At 29.4% G+C, this 16,492-nt stretch carries 18 protein-coding genes; 7 read left to right on the top strand and 11 right to left on the bottom strand.

The window, feature by feature from the left end; translation table 11 throughout:
• The first annotated feature begins 10 nt into the window (after positions 1 to 10).
• From rpsR to dnaB, 3 genes are read left to right on the top strand one after another with little or no spacing between them, the layout of a single operon-like run.
• Positions 11 to 247: a 30S ribosomal protein S18 gene (rpsR, locus tag QMD25_02940; protein ID MDI6860958.1), complete on the top strand. Its 237-nt coding sequence runs from the start codon at positions 11 to 13 to the stop codon at positions 245 to 247.
• A gap of 3 nt (positions 248 to 250) precedes the next feature.
• Positions 251 to 706, top strand: a complete 456-nt coding sequence (gene rplI, locus QMD25_02935; GenBank protein MDI6860957.1) for a 50S ribosomal protein L9 — start codon at positions 251 to 253, stop codon at positions 704 to 706.
• Positions 703 to 2,058, top strand: a complete 1,356-nt coding sequence (gene dnaB / locus QMD25_02930) for a replicative DNA helicase (protein MDI6860956.1) — start codon at positions 703 to 705, stop codon at positions 2,056 to 2,058. Before rplI ends, dnaB begins: the two co-directional genes overlap by 4 nt.
• On the opposite strand, the gene QMD25_02925 is transcribed toward dnaB, so the two are convergent.
• Genes QMD25_02925 through QMD25_02875 form a run of 11 tightly spaced genes read right to left on the bottom strand, consistent with a single transcriptional unit; the run spans position 2,055 to position 11,919 of the window.
• Positions 2,055 to 2,822, bottom strand: a complete 768-nt coding sequence (locus QMD25_02925) for a biotin/lipoate A/B protein ligase family protein (protein MDI6860955.1) — start codon at positions 2,820 to 2,822, stop codon at positions 2,055 to 2,057. The genes dnaB and QMD25_02925 overlap by 4 nt on opposite strands.
• The gene (locus tag QMD25_02920; protein ID MDI6860954.1) at positions 2,819 to 3,775 is read right to left on the bottom strand and encodes a radical SAM protein; all 957 of its coding nucleotides are present in this window, start codon (positions 3,773 to 3,775) and stop codon (positions 2,819 to 2,821) included. The genes QMD25_02925 and QMD25_02920 overlap by 4 nt, the downstream gene beginning before the upstream one ends.
• Complete coding sequence (locus QMD25_02915; protein MDI6860953.1) at positions 3,750 to 4,562, bottom strand: radical SAM protein; 813 nt, start codon at positions 4,560 to 4,562, stop codon at positions 3,750 to 3,752. The genes QMD25_02920 and QMD25_02915 overlap by 26 nt, the downstream gene beginning before the upstream one ends.
• Positions 4,556 to 5,977 (bottom strand): aminomethyl-transferring glycine dehydrogenase subunit GcvPB, encoded by a 1,422-nt coding sequence (gene gcvPB, locus QMD25_02910; GenBank protein MDI6860952.1) that lies wholly within the window; start codon positions 5,975 to 5,977, stop codon positions 4,556 to 4,558. The genes QMD25_02915 and gcvPB overlap by 7 nt, the downstream gene beginning before the upstream one ends.
• The gene (gcvPA, locus tag QMD25_02905) at positions 5,977 to 7,308 is read right to left on the bottom strand and encodes an aminomethyl-transferring glycine dehydrogenase subunit GcvPA (GenBank protein MDI6860951.1); all 1,332 of its coding nucleotides are present in this window, start codon (positions 7,306 to 7,308) and stop codon (positions 5,977 to 5,979) included. The genes gcvPB and gcvPA overlap by 1 nt, the downstream gene beginning before the upstream one ends.
• Positions 7,309 to 7,692 (bottom strand): glycine cleavage system protein GcvH, encoded by a 384-nt coding sequence (gene gcvH / locus QMD25_02900; GenBank protein MDI6860950.1) that lies wholly within the window; start codon positions 7,690 to 7,692, stop codon positions 7,309 to 7,311.
• Positions 7,693 to 7,694: 2 nt separating this feature from the next.
• A complete protein-coding gene (gcvT, locus tag QMD25_02895) occupies positions 7,695 to 8,792 on the bottom strand; it encodes a glycine cleavage system aminomethyltransferase GcvT (GenBank protein MDI6860949.1) in 1,098 nt (365 codons plus the stop codon).
• Positions 8,793 to 8,848: 56 nt separating this feature from the next.
• Positions 8,849 to 9,811, bottom strand: a complete 963-nt coding sequence (locus QMD25_02890; GenBank protein ID MDI6860948.1) for a thiamine pyrophosphate-dependent enzyme — start codon at positions 9,809 to 9,811, stop codon at positions 8,849 to 8,851.
• A 10-nt stretch (positions 9,812 to 9,821) separates the two neighbouring features.
• Complete coding sequence (gene porA, locus QMD25_02885) at positions 9,822 to 11,003, bottom strand: pyruvate ferredoxin oxidoreductase (GenBank protein MDI6860947.1); 1,182 nt, start codon at positions 11,001 to 11,003, stop codon at positions 9,822 to 9,824.
• Positions 11,003 to 11,356: a 4Fe-4S binding protein gene (locus QMD25_02880; protein MDI6860946.1), complete on the bottom strand. Its 354-nt coding sequence runs from the start codon at positions 11,354 to 11,356 to the stop codon at positions 11,003 to 11,005. Before QMD25_02880 ends, porA begins: the two co-directional genes overlap by 1 nt.
• Positions 11,356 to 11,919 carry a 2-oxoacid:acceptor oxidoreductase family protein gene (locus tag QMD25_02875; GenBank protein MDI6860945.1) on the bottom strand — a complete coding sequence of 188 codons (564 nt, stop codon included), beginning with the start codon at positions 11,917 to 11,919 and terminating at the stop codon, positions 11,356 to 11,358. Before QMD25_02875 ends, QMD25_02880 begins: the two co-directional genes overlap by 1 nt.
• Before the next feature lie 140 nt (positions 11,920 to 12,059).
• Here QMD25_02875 and glpK point away from each other — a divergent pair, with 140 nt between their 5' ends.
• Genes glpK through QMD25_02855 form a run of 4 tightly spaced genes read left to right on the top strand, consistent with a single transcriptional unit; the run spans position 12,060 to position 16,492 of the window.
• A complete protein-coding gene (gene glpK, locus QMD25_02870; protein MDI6860944.1) occupies positions 12,060 to 13,559 on the top strand; it encodes a glycerol kinase GlpK in 1,500 nt (499 codons plus the stop codon).
• Positions 13,538 to 14,953 (top strand): NAD(P)/FAD-dependent oxidoreductase, encoded by a 1,416-nt coding sequence (locus QMD25_02865; GenBank protein ID MDI6860943.1) that lies wholly within the window; start codon positions 13,538 to 13,540, stop codon positions 14,951 to 14,953. Before glpK ends, QMD25_02865 begins: the two co-directional genes overlap by 22 nt.
• Positions 14,946 to 16,157 (top strand): FAD-dependent oxidoreductase, encoded by a 1,212-nt coding sequence (locus tag QMD25_02860; GenBank protein MDI6860942.1) that lies wholly within the window; start codon positions 14,946 to 14,948, stop codon positions 16,155 to 16,157. Before QMD25_02865 ends, QMD25_02860 begins: the two co-directional genes overlap by 8 nt.
• Positions 16,154 to 16,492: a DUF1667 domain-containing protein gene (locus tag QMD25_02855; protein MDI6860941.1), complete on the top strand. Its 339-nt coding sequence runs from the start codon at positions 16,154 to 16,156 to the stop codon at positions 16,490 to 16,492. The genes QMD25_02860 and QMD25_02855 overlap by 4 nt, the downstream gene beginning before the upstream one ends.

The following is a 16,492-nucleotide window of genomic DNA, read 5'->3' as shown; positions in this document are numbered from 1 at the left end:
GTAAGTTTTTATGGCAAAAGAAGGAATAAGAAGATTTAAACCTGGTAAAAAGGTTTGTTATTTTTGTAAAAATAGAATCAAAGAAATTGATTATAAAGATTATGAACTCTTAAGAAAATTTATGACTCCAAGAGGAAAAATTTTACCAAGAAGAAATACTGGAACATGTGCTAAACATCAAAGACAACTTGCAAGGGCAATAAAAAGAGCAAGAGAAATGGCTCTTCTTCCATATGTTGTTTATTAATGAATGAAAAAAGTTAAAGTTCTACTTTTAAAAGATATCCAAAATCTAGGAAAAAAAGGAGACATCTTAGATGTCTCCTTTGGTTTTTATTCAAATTATCTTGAGAAATTTGGTCTTGCAAAAAAACTGAGTGAGGGAGAAGAGAAAGATTATATTAATAAAATGAAAATAAAGGAAAATAAAGAGACGAAAGAGGAAGAGAGGGCAAAGACAATAAAAGAAAAAATTGAAAAAGAGGTTTTCAACATAAAAAGAAGAGCAGGAATCAAGGGAAAACTATATGGTTCAATTACAAGTGATGAAATTTCAGAATTAATTAAAAAGAAAATTGGTGTTTCAATTGATAAAAAGAAAATTGAAATTGAAGAACCTATTAAAAATATTGGATATTATGAGATAAAAGTTAAATTATATAAAAATATTGTTGCAACATTAAAACTCTTTGTGCAGGAAGAATGAACGAAGAAATCTTTGGGAGGGTTCCTCCACATAGTATAGAAGCAGAACAAGCAACTTTAGGATCAATATTAATTGATAATGAGGCAATTTATAAGGTAATTGATTTTTTACAGCCAGAACACTTCTATAGAACTTCTCATCAAATCATTTATGCAACTATGATTGAACTTTTTGAAAGAAATGAACCCATTGATCTTCTTACCCTTTCAGAAGAACTAAAAAAGAAAGGAAAACTTGAGGAAGTTGGTGGATTTAGTTACCTTGCAACTCTTACAAACATAACTCCAACTGCATTAAATATTGACATCTATGCAAAAATTGTTGAAGAAAAAGCAGTCTTAAGGGAAATAATTAAGGCAGGAATTGATATTATAAATTTAGCATTTGAAGCAGAAGAAGACAGTGGAACCATTCTTGATAAAAGCCAAGAACTTTTATTTAATATTGCTAAAAGAAGAATGACAACACCATTTTATCCATTAAAAGAACTATTAAAAGAATCATTTGATAGAATTGAGTCTCTTTATAAAGAGAAAAAAGGTCTTCCAGGAATTCCAACACATTTCAAAAAACTTGATGAAATTCTTGGAGGATTTCATAAAAATGATCTTATAATTCTTGCAGCAAGACCATCTCTTGGAAAAACATCTCTTTCACTTAATATATCAGTTAACATCGCTCTTAAAGAGAGAATTCCAGTTGCTATTTTTTCTCTTGAAATGTCAAAAGAGCAAATTGTTGAAAGAATTTTAGAATCTACTGCAAATGTAAACTTTCATAAATTAAAAATAAGTATGCTATCAGATGAAGATTGGGTAAAACTTGGAAGAGCATATGGACCACTTTATGATGCACCAATTTATATTGATGATTCATCTGATATTTCTATTCTTGAAATAAGAACAAAGGCAAGAAGGTTAAAAAATCAACATAATTTAGGAATGATTGTTATCGATTATTTACAACTCATGCATCTTAAAACAAAAGTTGAGAATAGAGTTCAAGAGATATCAGAATTAACGAGAAGTTTAAAAAAATTAGCAAGAGAACTTGAAATTCCAGTTCTGGTTATTTCACAACTTTCAAGAGCAATAGAAAAAAGAGAAAATAAACGACCCTTGCTTTCAGATTTAAGAGAGAGTGGATCAATAGAACAAGATGCAGATGTTGTTATGTTTCTAAATAAAGAAGATGATGATATTTCAAAAGAGCAATCGATTGTTGAGTTGATTGTTGCAAAAAACAGAAATGGTCCGCTTGGAAAACTTAAATTAAAATTCTTAAAAAATTATGCTAAATTTACGGAAATTGAATATAGAGAAGATGAAGGTGGTGAAGAGGTTCCATTTTAATAAATACCTTTATAATTCCAAGAATCCAAAGAATATTTATTATTTAAAAGATCCTCGCATTTTTTAATTTCATCTTTAGAGTGTTCTTTTATTTCATAAGGAGTAGAAAAATAATTTATGAAATTTTTAATTAAAACTTCTTGTAGTTTCTCAATCTCAACATTTTTATTTAATTCTTTTAAAGAGATAAAACTACTTGTATCATCCAAATAAAATATCTTCTTTACTTTTTCATAATTTATTTCAAGGGGTATTGAACCCTGTTGAAGGATTCCCTCTTTTTTTCTTCTTTGTGCTGAACCAATCAATTTTTTACCATTAACTGATACTTCATAATAGTTTTGAGATGAAAAACAAAATCCTTTTTCATTACCACTTTTTTTGGTTAACTCTGCATTAATTCCAAATTCTTTTAACGAGTTGATAAAAATTTTTGAAATCTCCTTATACGATTCAATTGTGTCAAGTTCAAAAAGTGTATGTTTATGTGGAATAATAATCGAATATGTCAATTCATGTTCGTGATAAACCCCTTTTCCACCTGTTGGTCTTCTAACAAAAGGAATATTATTCTCTTTTAAATATTCAATATTTATTTCTTGAATTTTTTGAAATGTCCCAATTGAAACAGATGCTGGAATCCATCCAAAAAATCTTAAAATAATTTCATCTCTATCACCAAAAATAAGATTTGCTTCATCAATTGCCATATTTAAATATGGGTTTAATTTTTTAAACTTTAAAATCTTTAGTCTAAAACTCATATAATAGAGTTTTTCTTTAAAAATTCAAACTCTTTCTCAAAATCTTCTTCGCTTAATTGAAATGGGTAATTGTATAGATCTCCCTTTGGCCTCTCATTATAAAATGGTCTTGTACAATACGGACATCCCCTGGTTGTAAATGGATTTAATTTTTTAAATAATTCAAAAGAAATATCGGGTAATCTTTTTATATTACCATCTTCATCAAATTCAAAGCAAGAATTATCATACCCATTCTCTATTAATTTTGTCGCAATTTGGATTTTTCTATATCTAACTAAAGATGGAGGAGGTCTATTTTCTAATGAAGTTCCTTCAACTGGAGTAAAAGAAAAAATTGCAACTGTTATTTTATTGTCAATAAAAGTTTTATATAGTGATAAAATATCTTTATCGCTTTCTCCAAGTCCAACAATAATATGAGTTGAAATTTTATTTTCAAAATAGTGGCCTGCTTTTAAAATAAATTTTAATTTTTTATTAAAATCTCCTCCCCTTAACTTCTTATATAGTTTTTCATTTGCAACATCGATAGGAAATCCAACTCTATCAGCATTTAAATTGAATATCTCCTTTAAAAAAGAGAGGCTATTTGTGTTTATAGAAATTGAAATTTTTATTTCTTTTCCTAAATTTTTCAGAATTTCGAAAATTACATCCTTTGTATATCTATTATTTACTGTTTGCAGGCAAATTCTTTCAATAAATTCCTTTTTTTCTAAAATTCTGTTTATCACTTCATTTAAATCATATTCTGGCCAGATAACTCTAGATAAAAATTTTTCATTTGCTTTTGAACTTTTTGCTTGAGTGCAATATTTACAGTCTCTTAAACATTTTCCTTTTACAAGAAGGTAAATTGTTTTTATTTCAAAATCATATTTTAAATTTTTAAAACCTAAAATTGAAGCACTTGCAATAGAAACTCTAATAGTAGAGGGCATCACATTCATAATAAATTTCTGGATCTTTTATTAAATTTTTAAGTTTATCTTGTGGATTAACAAAACCTATAAAACCACTTTCAAAAGCAGCAATCTCAATTTCATCTTTTATTTCACCTTTTGGAACCATGCAACCAAGATAAAATTTAGTTAATCTTAATTTTCTTTTTGATCTAATAAATAGTTCTTTTATTTCACTAACATCTGGTATAGAAATATTTTCAAAATTTGTGCCTTTTGTTGGAATTAGCACAAGAAAAATAATTAAATTTGGCTTTAATTCTGCCAGAACATCAATCGCTTCATACTCTCCTTTAATTTTACCTTTATAAAGGCCAACAATTATATGTGGTACTGTTTTAATATTTCTTCTTAAAAGTAAGTACTGGTTTCTAAAATCTTCTTTTTTAAAATCAAGATGATAAATCTCTTTTATTGTTTCATCATCATAGATAAAATCAAAAGATATTACATCCACATAACCTTTTAATAGGTCAATTTCTTCTTTTGATATAAAACCTGGGTGAAGAACTATCTTTTTTCCACTCTCTTTTACTCTTTTAATGTAATCTATGTTTGAAAATATATCTAATTTACCATTTTCATCAAAACCACCAGAAATTAAAAATGAAGTATATTCGTCGCTATCAAGATATTTTAAAGACTCTTCTTTTGTTTTCATGCCTTTAAGATAATGTGCGTTGCAATGAGCACAATTTAAAGAGCAAAAAGGCCCTGTTAAAGAAACAGGTAAAGTTTTTATTGGATAAAAAAATTTAATTCTCTCTTCTACCACTTAACCTTGAGTTCCTTTACTGCCCTCACTTCATCTGGTCTTGATATGTATGTTGTATGAGGGGCATTTTTAACTAGAGTAGGGTTTGTCTTTATTTCTTCACTTATTTTAATCATTGCTTCTATAAATTCATCTAATGTCTCTTTACTTTCTGTTTCGGTTGGTTCAATCATAAGTGCTTCATCAACAATATGAGGAAAATAAATTGTTGGGGGATGAAAACCATAATCCATTAATCTTTTAGCAATATCAAGAGTCTTTACTCCATACTCCTTGTATATTTTTCCAGAAAGAACACACTCATGTTTAACAACTCTATCAAATGGTGATGGATAATATTTTTTAAGTTTCTCCTTTATATAATTTGCATTTAAAACAGAAAGTTTTGCTACTTCCTTCAATCCTTCACTTCCAAGTTCTCTAATATATAAATAGCCTTTTAACAAAACAGTGAAATTTCCAAAGAAACTTCTTACCTTTCCAATAGTTCTTTCAGGTTTTGAAAAATAAAAGAAATCATCTTCATTCTTTTCAATAACTGGAAATGGTAAATATTTTGCCAAAAACTCTTTAACTCCAACTGGACCACTTCCAGGTCCTCCACCACCATGAGGAGTGGAGAAAGTTTTATGCAAATTTAAATGTACACAATCAAATCCCATATCTCCTGGTCGAGCGATACCAATAAAACCATTTAAATTTGCACCATCATAATAAAGAAGAGCACCCTTGCTTTTTAATATTTCACTTATCTTTAAAATATCTTTTTCAAAAAATCCAAGAGTGTTTGGATTTGTTAACATTAAAGCAAAAGTATTTTCGTCGACAACTTCTTTTAATTTTTCTGGATCCACCATTCCATCTTTCGATTCAATCTCAACAACTTCAAGCCCTAACATAGAAGAAGATGCTGGATTTGTTCCGTGAGCAGAATCTGGAAGAATTACCTTTTTTCTTCTCTCTCCTTTATCTTTAAAGTACTCCCACATAATTCTAAGACCTGTATACTCACCATGAGCACCTGCTGCTGGTTGAAGTGTAAAAGCATCCATTCCAGTAATTTCTTTTAAAAATTCTTGTAATTCCCATAAAATCTTAAGAGTACCTTGAACATATTCAATTGATAAAAGGGGATGAAGATAAAGGAAATCTTCCTTTTTTGCAACTTCTTCATTTATCTTTGGATTATATTTCATTGTACAGGAACCAAGTGGGTAAAAATTTAAGTCAACACCATAATTTAATTTTGAGAGATTTATGAAGTGCCTTATCAAAGTAACTTCAGAAACATCGGGTATTTCAACCTCCTCTCTTAAATAATCTTCATTTAATTTTTCAACTTCAAAAAAGGCTAAATCGTCTTCTATCTCAAATTTATTACTTCCTTTTTTTGAAAGTTCTTTTAAGGTTTTCATTACCCCTCCTTTAAAGCACAAACAAGAAGTTCAATATCTTCTCTTGAATTCATTTCAGTCACAGTAAAAAGATATGAATCATCTAAACCAAAATATCTTAGAGGAATCCCTCCTTCTATTCCGACAAGTGAGAGTTTTTCTTTTAATCTAATAGGTTCTATATTAAGTTTTAAAACAAACTCATTAAAGAATTTCAAATTTTTGAATTTAAGTTCAAAACCTTCATCAATAAGTCTTTTTGCTAGATAATGTGCCTTTTTATAATTTATCTCAGCAACCTTTTTAAAACCAGATGGCCCAAGTGTTGAAAGATAAACTAAAGCAGCAAGCGCATTTAAAGAGTTATTAGTACAAATATTTGAGGTTGCTTTATCTCTTTTTATATCTTGTTCTCTTGCCCTTAAAGTCATAACATATGCTCTTTTTCCATTTCTATCTTTTGTTTCTCCAATAATTCTTCCTGGAATTTCTCTAATGTATTCTTTTTTGGTCTGTAAAATTCCCAGATATGGACCACCAAAAGATAGAGGTATACCAAAAGATTGACCTTCCATTGCAAGAATATCAACACCAAAATCAAAAGGAGGCTTTAAGATGCCCAGTGATATTCCCTCAGTAATAGTTAATATAAAAAGTGTGTCGCTCTCTTTTAAAATTTTTCCAATTTCTTTTAAGTTTTCAATAATTCCAAAATAGTTTGGACTTTGAATAACAAAAGATGAGTATCCTTCTTTTACCTTTTCCTTTAACTTTTCAAGTGGAACCTCACCATTTTCATTAAAATCAATGTAATCAAGGGTTATTTCTCTTGGAGGAAGGTAGGTTTTTAAAACTTCATTATATTCTGGATTTAAACTTCTGGAAACTAGAACTTTGCCTCTCTTTTTTATTCTTTCAGCCATAAAAATTGCTTCAACAAGGGATGTTGCACCATCATACATTGAACTATTTGTAACATCTGCATGAGTTAAATCTGAAAGAATTGATTGAAACTCAAATAATGCTTGAAGAATTCCTTGAGAGAGTTCTGGTTGATATGGAGTGTAAGATGTATAAAATTCACCTCGAGATAAAACATAATTTACAGTTGCTGGTATAAAATGAAAATATGCTCCTCCACCAAGAAATATTCTTTTTAATTTTAAATTTAATGATAAAATCTCATCAATCTCATTTTTTAGTTCTAATTCATTAAGAGGTGGAGGTAAATTAAGGTCTCTTTTTAATTTTATTTCTTCTGGAATATCCTCAAAAAGTTCATCAATTGAGGATATTCCAATTTCATGAAGCATCTCTTCAATATCTTTCTCAGTATGAGGTATAAATTTCATTTATTCTTTCCTATACTCAGAATATCCTTTTGCATCCATTAAATCTTTAAGTTCATCCATATTTTCGATTTTAATTTTAAATAACCACCCCTTTCCATATGGATCTTCATTTATAATTTGTGGATTATTTACTGCTTCTTTATTTACTTCAATTATTTCTCCTGAAATAGGAGAATGAATTTCTGCTGCAGCCTTTACTGATTCAATTGAAATAATTGCTTCTCCCTTTTTTACTTTTCTTCCCAAACTTGCTTCTTCTAAATATACTATATCACCAAGTTTATCTTGAGCATAATCTGTAATTCCAACGATTCCAATATCCCCCTCTACTTTTAACCATTCATCTGTTGCTTGGTAATATAAATTTTCTAACACTTTACTCATCTTTAACCCTCCTTTTTTACTCTCGGCTTTATAAATGGTTTCTTAATTATTTTACCATAAAGGTTTCTTTTTCCATCTGAAATAATTATCTCCTCACCTATTTCACCATGAGGAAGATTTATATAACCCAATGCAAGTGATTTATTTAAAACAAAAGAAAAATTACCACTTGTTATAAAACCGATTTCATTTAAATTTCTATCAAAAATTTTATATGAATGTCTTGCAATACCACCATTGACTTCAATACCAACAAATTTTCTTTTAATACCCTCCTTCAAAATTTTCTCTAATGCGTTTTTACCAATAAAATTCTCTTTGTTCATATTAACTAAAAATTTTTGACCAGACTCAATTGGGTTTATACTTTCATCAATATCATTTCCATAAAGCCAATAACATACCTCAAATCTCAAAGTATCTCTTGCACCAAGACCACATAATCTTATATCATAATCTTTACCTTTCTCTAAAATTTGAGTTAACGCTTTTTCTCCGCTCTCTTTATTCATATATATTTCAAATCCATCTTCTCCAGTATAACCAGTTCGTGAAATTAGTAATTTTTCACCAAAAATTTCAATAAAGTCAAATTTAAAATATTTTATATCTTTTAAATCATATGAAGTAAAATTTTGAAGAAAATCTTCTGCTTTTGGCCCTTGAACTGCAAATTCTATTGTATTTTCTGACTCATTTATCAATTCAAGACCACTCCATAAATATTTTTTTAAATGATAAAAATCTTTTTCAATATTCGCAGCATTTACAACTAAAAGAATCTCTTCATCTGAAAAAGTATAAGAAAAAAGATCATCAACAATTCCACCATTTTCATTCAACATAACAGTATATTTTACATCTTTATAATTTGTGTTTAATATGTCATTTGTTAAAATGTAATCTGCAAATTTTTTAGCATTTTTTCCTTTAATTCTAATTTCTCCCATATGTGATACATCAAAAACCCCGACTCTCTCTCTTACAGACATATGTTCATCTTTAATTGATGTATAATAAAGAGGCATTATAAAACCTGCAAACTCAATAAATTTAGCATTATGTTTTTCATGAAAAGAGTGAAGTGGAATTTTTTTCATTTTTCTTTCCTTTAAAAATAAAAGCCCCAGAGAATTCTCTGGGGCAAAAATTTAAATTATATTCTTACTCCTTCTTCGTGGGTTACTTTTTCAAGTTTCAAAAGATTTTCGAAATCTTCATCAATCCTTTTTTGCATCTCCTCAATTACATGTCTATTTTCTTGAGTAAAGAGGTGCTTGAATCTTCCTTGAAGTTTTAAGAATTCCTCAATTGGTTTTCTCTCTTTTGGTTTATAATTTACAGTTAAGATTCCATTTTCAATTTCAAATAGTGGCCAATAATTTGTTTCTGTGGCTAATCTACTAATTTTCATGGTCATACTTTCTGGAAATCCCCAGTTTGTTGTGCAAGGCATAAGAATATTTAAAAATTTTGGTCCTTCTATTTCAAACGCTTTACTTGCTTTTTTGAACATATCAATTGTATTATAGACATTTGATTGTGCAACATATGGAATATTATGTCCTTGAACAATTTTTACTAAATCTTTCCTCCACTGAATTTTTCCAATAGATACCTTACCTGCAGGTTGAGTTGTAGTTGATGCACCAAATGGAGTTGCACCACTTCTTTGATGTCCTGTATTCATATAACCTTCATTGTTATAGCATATATATAGAAAGTTATGCCACCTTTCAAGTGCACCAGAAAGTGCTTGAATTCCAATATCGTATGTTCCACCATCACCACCAATTGCAACAATATTGACTTCCTCTTTTATTAATCCTTTTTTCTTTAAAGCCCTATATGCAGTTTCAACACCAGAAGCACTTGATGCTGCATTTACAAAAGTAACATGAAGCCATGGAGTATTCCATGCAGTATAAGGATATATTGTTGATACAACTTCAAGACAACCAGTTGCATTAACAACAACTACTGGTTTTGTAGATGCAGAAAGTACGGTTCTTAAAATTGTTGCGATTCCACAACCCGCACACATTCTATGACCAGACACAAACTTCAAACCAGTTTTGGTTTGAAGTTCTGCTAAATCTCTTATAGATTTTATTTCCATATCTTTCACCTCACTCTCTTAAACCAATACATTTCTCTTCTTTAGAAAATTTACCGTCAAGAAGTTCATTAAATACACTCTTTATCTGATACTTAAATATATCTCTTCCACCAAGTCCATAAATATAACTTTGCACTGGTATTCTTTTTTCAAGATCATAAAGAGCATTTCTTATATCACTATATAGGGGAGCATATGCACCAAAAGAGTATGCTCTATCTAAAACACCAATTCCTTTAAGATGTTTAAGTGCATCTCTTATTTCATCATATGGAAATGGTCTAAAAAGTTTTGGTTTAAGTAATCCAACTTTCTTTCCTTCATTTCTTAATTCATCAACAGCATCTTTTGCAGTTCCAGCAGTAGAACCCATCACAATAATAGCAACTTCTGCATCTTCAAGTTTATAACTCTCAAAATATTTGTATTCTTTTCCAGTAATTTTTGAAAGTTCTTTTCCAATTTCAATATAAATTTTGAGTGCATTTTTCATTGCTTCTTGCTCTTGCCTTTTTGTTTCAAAATAAAAATCTGGCAACTCAAGAGGTCCGATTGTTATTGGATTTTCAAAATCAAAAAGAGAGAGATGTGGCTTTCTATCACCGACAAAAGAGTGCATTATCTCATCATCATATATTTCAACAACCTCAACTCCATGGCTTATTATAAATCCATCAAGACCCACCATTACTGGAAGTAAAACATCTGGATGCTCTGAAAGTTTTACTGCAAGAAACATATTTTCATATGCTTCTTGGGCATTTTCAGAAAAAATCTGTATCCATCCTAAATCTCTTACTGCCATCATATCTGAATGATCACAATGTATGTTTATTGGTGCAGAAAGAGCCCTATTTGCAATGGCCATAACAACTGGAAGTCTAAGTCCACTTGTTGCAGGCAAAACTTCAACCATTAAAGCAAGTCCTTGAGATGCTGAAGCAGACATCGCTCTTGCCCCTGCTGCTGATGCTGCAGTAACAATTGAAATTGCAGAGTGTTCAGATTCAGGAGTTACAACTTCAGTATCGACTATTCCATCTGCAGCAAATTTTGAGAAAATTTCAACAATTGGTGTTTGGGGAGTTATTGGATATGCTGCAACTACATCTGGTTTTATCTGTCTCATTGCTTCTGCAACCGCCTCTGCACCAGTTAAAGGTATCTTTTTTGATTTTACAGTTACTCCCATTATTTCACCTCCCATGTTTCTCTTTCCATCTTAATAGCCCCAGTTGGACACTCTTCAGCACATATTCCGCATCCTGTACAATAATCTAAATTTGTCTCAAGTCTTACAACTCCTTTATAAATTCTATCCTTAAAACCCTTAACTCCATTTTCATTAATTTCTGTAGGAATAGCCATAACAGGGCAATAGTGAACACAAATCATACAATGTGTACACTCATTTGGGTTAAATTTTGGAACAAAACTACGCCATGCACCAGTTTTATAATCAAGAGATGTGGCAGCAGGAAGTGTTCCGCCAATAGGAAGTTCTTTCCAAGTTGCACCTATTCTTACTTTATTAACTTTATTCATTATTTTACCTCCTCATAACCTTTCATAAGAGCATCAATGTTTCTCTTTGTAAGATTTTCACCAAGTTTCTTTAAAAACATTTCTTCAATTGCCTTTTTAAGTGAATCAAGTGAGAGAATATCTGTAACTTTAACAAGAGCACCAAGTGTAGGAATGTTAGGAGCATCTCTGCCTACAGTTGAAAGAGAAATTCCAGTTGCATCAACCGTAAAAATTTTCCCATTAAATTTTGTTACTTTTCTTACCTCATCACTTGTCTTTGTTGTGTTGATGATTAAAACGCCATTCTCTTTTAACCCTTTTGTAACTGGAAGAGTGTAAATATAAGTCTCATCAAGAACAATAACAGCATCTGGTTCAAGAATTGGTTCATGACTTCTAATCTCTTTTGTAGAAATTCTTGTGTAAGCAACTGTTGGTGCACCCCTTCTTTCTGAGCCGTATTCAGGGAATGCTTGAACTGTTTTACCTTCAAAAAATGCAGCATATGCTAAAATTTGGCCCCCTGTTTTTGCTCCCTGACCAGCCCTACCATGAATCCTTACTTCAAAAAGATCACTCACTTCTCTTAACCTCCATTTATTTTAAAAATATAAAAGCCACATTTAGACTAAGTTTTTCTCTTATACTCTAAAATCTTAAATTATTATATCACTTTAAAATTTAAAAATAAAATTACTATAATTAATTTTATGGAGGAAATATGAAGAAAAAATATGTTCTTGTAATTGATCAAGGAACAACAAGTACAAGAGCCATTATTTTTAATGATTCTGGAGAAATTGAACATGTTGAAAAAATGGAAATAACTCAAATTTATCCAAAACCAGGTTGGGTTGAACATAATCCAGAGGAGATTTTCGATTCAGCACTTAAAACAATAAAAAATTCTCTTAATGCGCTTAATTTGGAACCAAAGGATATATTAACAATTGGTATTACAAATCAAAGAGAAACAACAATTCTTTTTGAGAAAGAAAGTGGAAAGCCTGTATATAATGCAATAGTATGGCAATGTAGAAGAAGTGCAGAAATTTGTGAAGAGATAAAAAAAGAGGATCTTAATGAAGAGATTCATAAAAAAACAGGACTTGTTATTGATCCTTATTTTTCTTTAACAAAAGTTGTTTATCTTTTAAGAGAAAGAGAAGATATTAAAAAAAGAGTTTTAAATGGAGAAGTTCTTTTTGGAACAGTAGATACATATCTTCTATACAGATTAACAAAAGGTGAATCATTTTTTACAGATTACTCCAACGCAAGTAGAACTATGATGTTTAATATAAATAATCTAGAATGGGATAAAGATATTTTAAAAAATTTTTCTATTCCAGAGCACATTTTGCCTCAAGTCAAAGATTCTTCATCTCTCTTTGGAAAAGTTCATAAAGACTATTTTGGAAGCGAAATTCCAATTACTGGAATTGTTGGTGATCAACAAGGTTCGCTTTTTGGAGAATTATGTATTGAAGAGGGTATGGTTAAAAATACATATGGAACAGGATGCTTTATTCTTTTAAATACTGGAAAAGAGAAGGTTCTTTCTAAGAATGGCCTTTTAACAACAATTGCATGGGGAATTAATGGAAATGTGACCTTTGCTCTTGAGGGTTCAATTTTTATTGCTGGTGCTCTTGTTCAATGGTTAAGAGATGGAATAAATATAATAAATAATTCAAATGAAATTGAAAAACTTGCAAAAGAGGTTCAGGATAGCGAGGGAGTTTATATTGTTCCAGCATTTGTCGGTTTAGGAACCCCATATTGGGATATGTATGCAGGAGGTCTTATAATTGGAATTACAAGAAAAACAAACAAATCTCATATTGCAAGAGCAGCACTTGAAGCAATTGCATTTCAAACAAGAGATGTTATAGAAGTTATGGAGAATGAAACTCAAAAAAAGATAAAGGTTTTAAGAGTTGATGGCGGTGCGGCAATGAATGATCTTCTTTTACAAATTCAATCTGATTTTTTAGGAATAAAAGTGGAAAGACCAAAAATTTTAGAAACAACTGCTTTTGGAACATTTCTTCTTGCATCTCTTGGCTTAGGAATAATTAAATTTGAAAATCTAAAAGATTTTGAAAGAATAGAAAAAATTTTCACTTCTCAAATTGATGAAAAATTAAGAGAAAAAAAATATAAAATTTGGAAAGAGGCTGTTAAGAGGAGTTTGGGTTGGAGAAAAATTATGATGTGATTGTTGGAGGGGGAGGAGTTGTTGGAGCAAATATTTTTAGAGAATTATCAAGATTTAAGATAACTCTTCTTTTAATAGAAAAAGAGGATGATGTTGCATCTTTTGGCTCAACAATTGCAAATACAGGAATAATTCATGGAGGATATGATCCAATTCCTGGAACCTTAAAAGCGCTATTAAACAGTGAAGGTAAAAAACTTTGGAGAGATCTTACAGAAAAACTAAATATAGATTCAGAATTTAATGGAGTTTTGGTTCTTGCTTATAATAATGAAGAGGAAAAAATTTTAGAAGAATTATATGAAAGAGGGATTAAAAATAAAATAAATGTTGAAATTATAGATAAAAGTGAAATAAAGAGGTTAGAACCAAATTTAAAAGAGATTTATACAAAAGGGCTATTTTCTTTAGATGCTGGAATAATTGATCCATTTTTAGCAACAATAAAACTTATAAGATCTGGTTTTATTAATGGAGGAGAGGTTTTGCTTTCTTGTGAAATAAAAAATTTAGTTCAAGATAAAGATACTATTTTAGTAATTACTGACAAAGGTGAGTTTAAAACAAAAATATTTATAAATTCTCTTGGTTTTTTTGGAAAAAAATTTTTAAAAGAAGATTCAATTTTTCCAAGAAGAGGACAGTACATAATAACAGATAAAAATTTAAAAGGATTAGTTAATCGACCTATATTTGGAGTACCAACTGATAAAGGAAAGGGAGTTTCAATAACTCCAACTACTCATGGTAATATCCTTTTAGGACCAACATCTCGCATTGTGAAATCATATGATACATCATCTTATTTAAATGAAAGAGAAGAAATTTTGGAAAAAGTTAGTAAATTTATTGATTTTGATTTCTCTCCTTTTATAATAAGAGATTTTGCAGGAGTTAGAGCATCATCAAAAAGGAGAGATTTTATAATTGAATTTGAAGAGGGTACAAATATTTTACATGTCCAAGGAATCGACTCCCCTGGTCTTACTGCATCACCTGCCATTGCAAAATATGTTGTTTCTTTAATTAAAGACAGAATTAATCTTAAGGAAAAAGAAAATTTTATTGATTTTCTTGATAAAGATATCTCATTAAAAAATCTTTCAAAAGAAGAAATTGATAAATTAATTAAGAAGGATCCATCTTTTGGAGAAATTATTTGTAGATGTGAATTTGTTTCTAAAGGAGAAATTCTCCATACCCTTAAAACTTTCCCAACTCCAAAAAATATTGATGGATTAAAAAGAAGATTAAGAGTTACTTCAGGAAGGTGCCAGGGTTCTTTTTGTATGATTAGAATTTTAAAAATTTTAAATGAGTTTAATGGAACTCCATTTGAAGAAATTAAAAAGAAGGGAAAGAATGGTTTAATTGTTTATGGTGAAATTGAATAATATAGACTTAGCAATAGTGGGTGGTGGACCAGCAGGACTTTTTTTAGCAAAAGAAGCAAAAAAGAAAGGGTTAAATGTTTTTATTTTTGATAGAGAGGAGAAAATTGGTGGAATATTAAAACAATGTATTCATACGGGTTTTGGTACACAAATTTATAAAAGGGATCTAACAGGTCCAGAATTAATTGAGGAGTTAAAAAAAGAGATACTAAATTTAAATATAGAAATATTTACAAATTCAATGTGTTCTGGTTTTGAAAATGATAAACTCTATTTTTATTCTCCAAAAGGAATAATAGAAGTTAATGCAAAATATTTCGCATTTGCATTGGGAGCAAGAGAAAGGAATAGAGGTGCTATTTTTATTGAAGGAGATAGGCCTTCAGGAATTTTTACAGCAGGGTTTGCACAATACATAACAAATATTTTAGGATTAAAAACTGGAAATAAAATTGCAATTCTTGGTTCAGGTGATATAGGTTTAATTATGGCAAGAAGATTAACTCTTGAAGGAATGAAGGTTATTGGAGTTTTTGAAATTATGCCATTTTATGGTGGACTTCCAAGAAACATCAGACAATGTTTAGAAGATTTTGATATACCACTATATCTATCTCACACGATTACAAGGGTTGAAGGTGGTGATAGATTAAGAAAAATTTATGTTTCTGAAGTTGATGAGAATTTAAAACCAAAAGGTGAATTAAAAGAGTTTAAAGTAGATACTCTTCTTCTTTCTGTTGGTTTAATACCTGAAATTGATATATTAAGAAACAAAATTTTAATTGATAAAAAAACACTAGGTCCTTTTGTTAATCAATATTTTATGACAAACATAAAAAACACATTTGTTATAGGAAATTCAGTTTTTATTTTTGATCTTGTAGATAGAGCAATGATTTCATCATTAAAAGTTTTAGATTATATATTAAAAAATAAAAATAAAAATATATCTATGATAAAAATTTTAAGTTGTGATTTAATAAAAAATTATGTTCCACAAATAATTGAAAAGGATGATAAAGATGTAAAAATTTACTTTAGAGTTAAAAAACCAATCTTTGATAAAGAAATCGTTTTAAGAGAGGGTAAAAGGGTGATATTAAATAAAAAATTAAAAGCAATTTACCCTGCTGAAATTCAAGAAATTTCATTTAAGCCAAACTTAATTGAGAAAGACAAAGTAATTCTCGAAGTTATATGAAAGAAATAACTTGTATTATTTGTCCAATTGGTTGCAAAATTTTAATTGATGCCGAGAAAATTACAAATTATAAATGTAAAAGAGGACTTAACTATGCATTTCAAGAAATTAAAAATCCAAAAAGAATCTTAACAACAACTTTAAAGGCAGATGGTCTTTCTAAAAGAAGAGTTGCAGTAAGGCTTAATTCTGAAATTCCAAAAGAGGCAATTTTTAAAGTTTTAAAAGAGATAAAAAAGATAAAAATAACAAAAAAAGTTAAAAAGGGTGAAATTATTTTGGAAAATGTCTTAAATTTAGGAGTAAATCTTATTTCACAAGAAACTGTAGATTAA

This window comes from Caldisericia bacterium (assembly GCA_030018355.1).
Lineage (GTDB): Bacteria > Caldisericota > Caldisericia > B22-G15 > B22-G15 > JAAYUH01.
The sequence above is the reverse complement of the archived record's forward strand: the minus strand, read 5'-3'. Positions and strand labels throughout refer to the sequence as shown.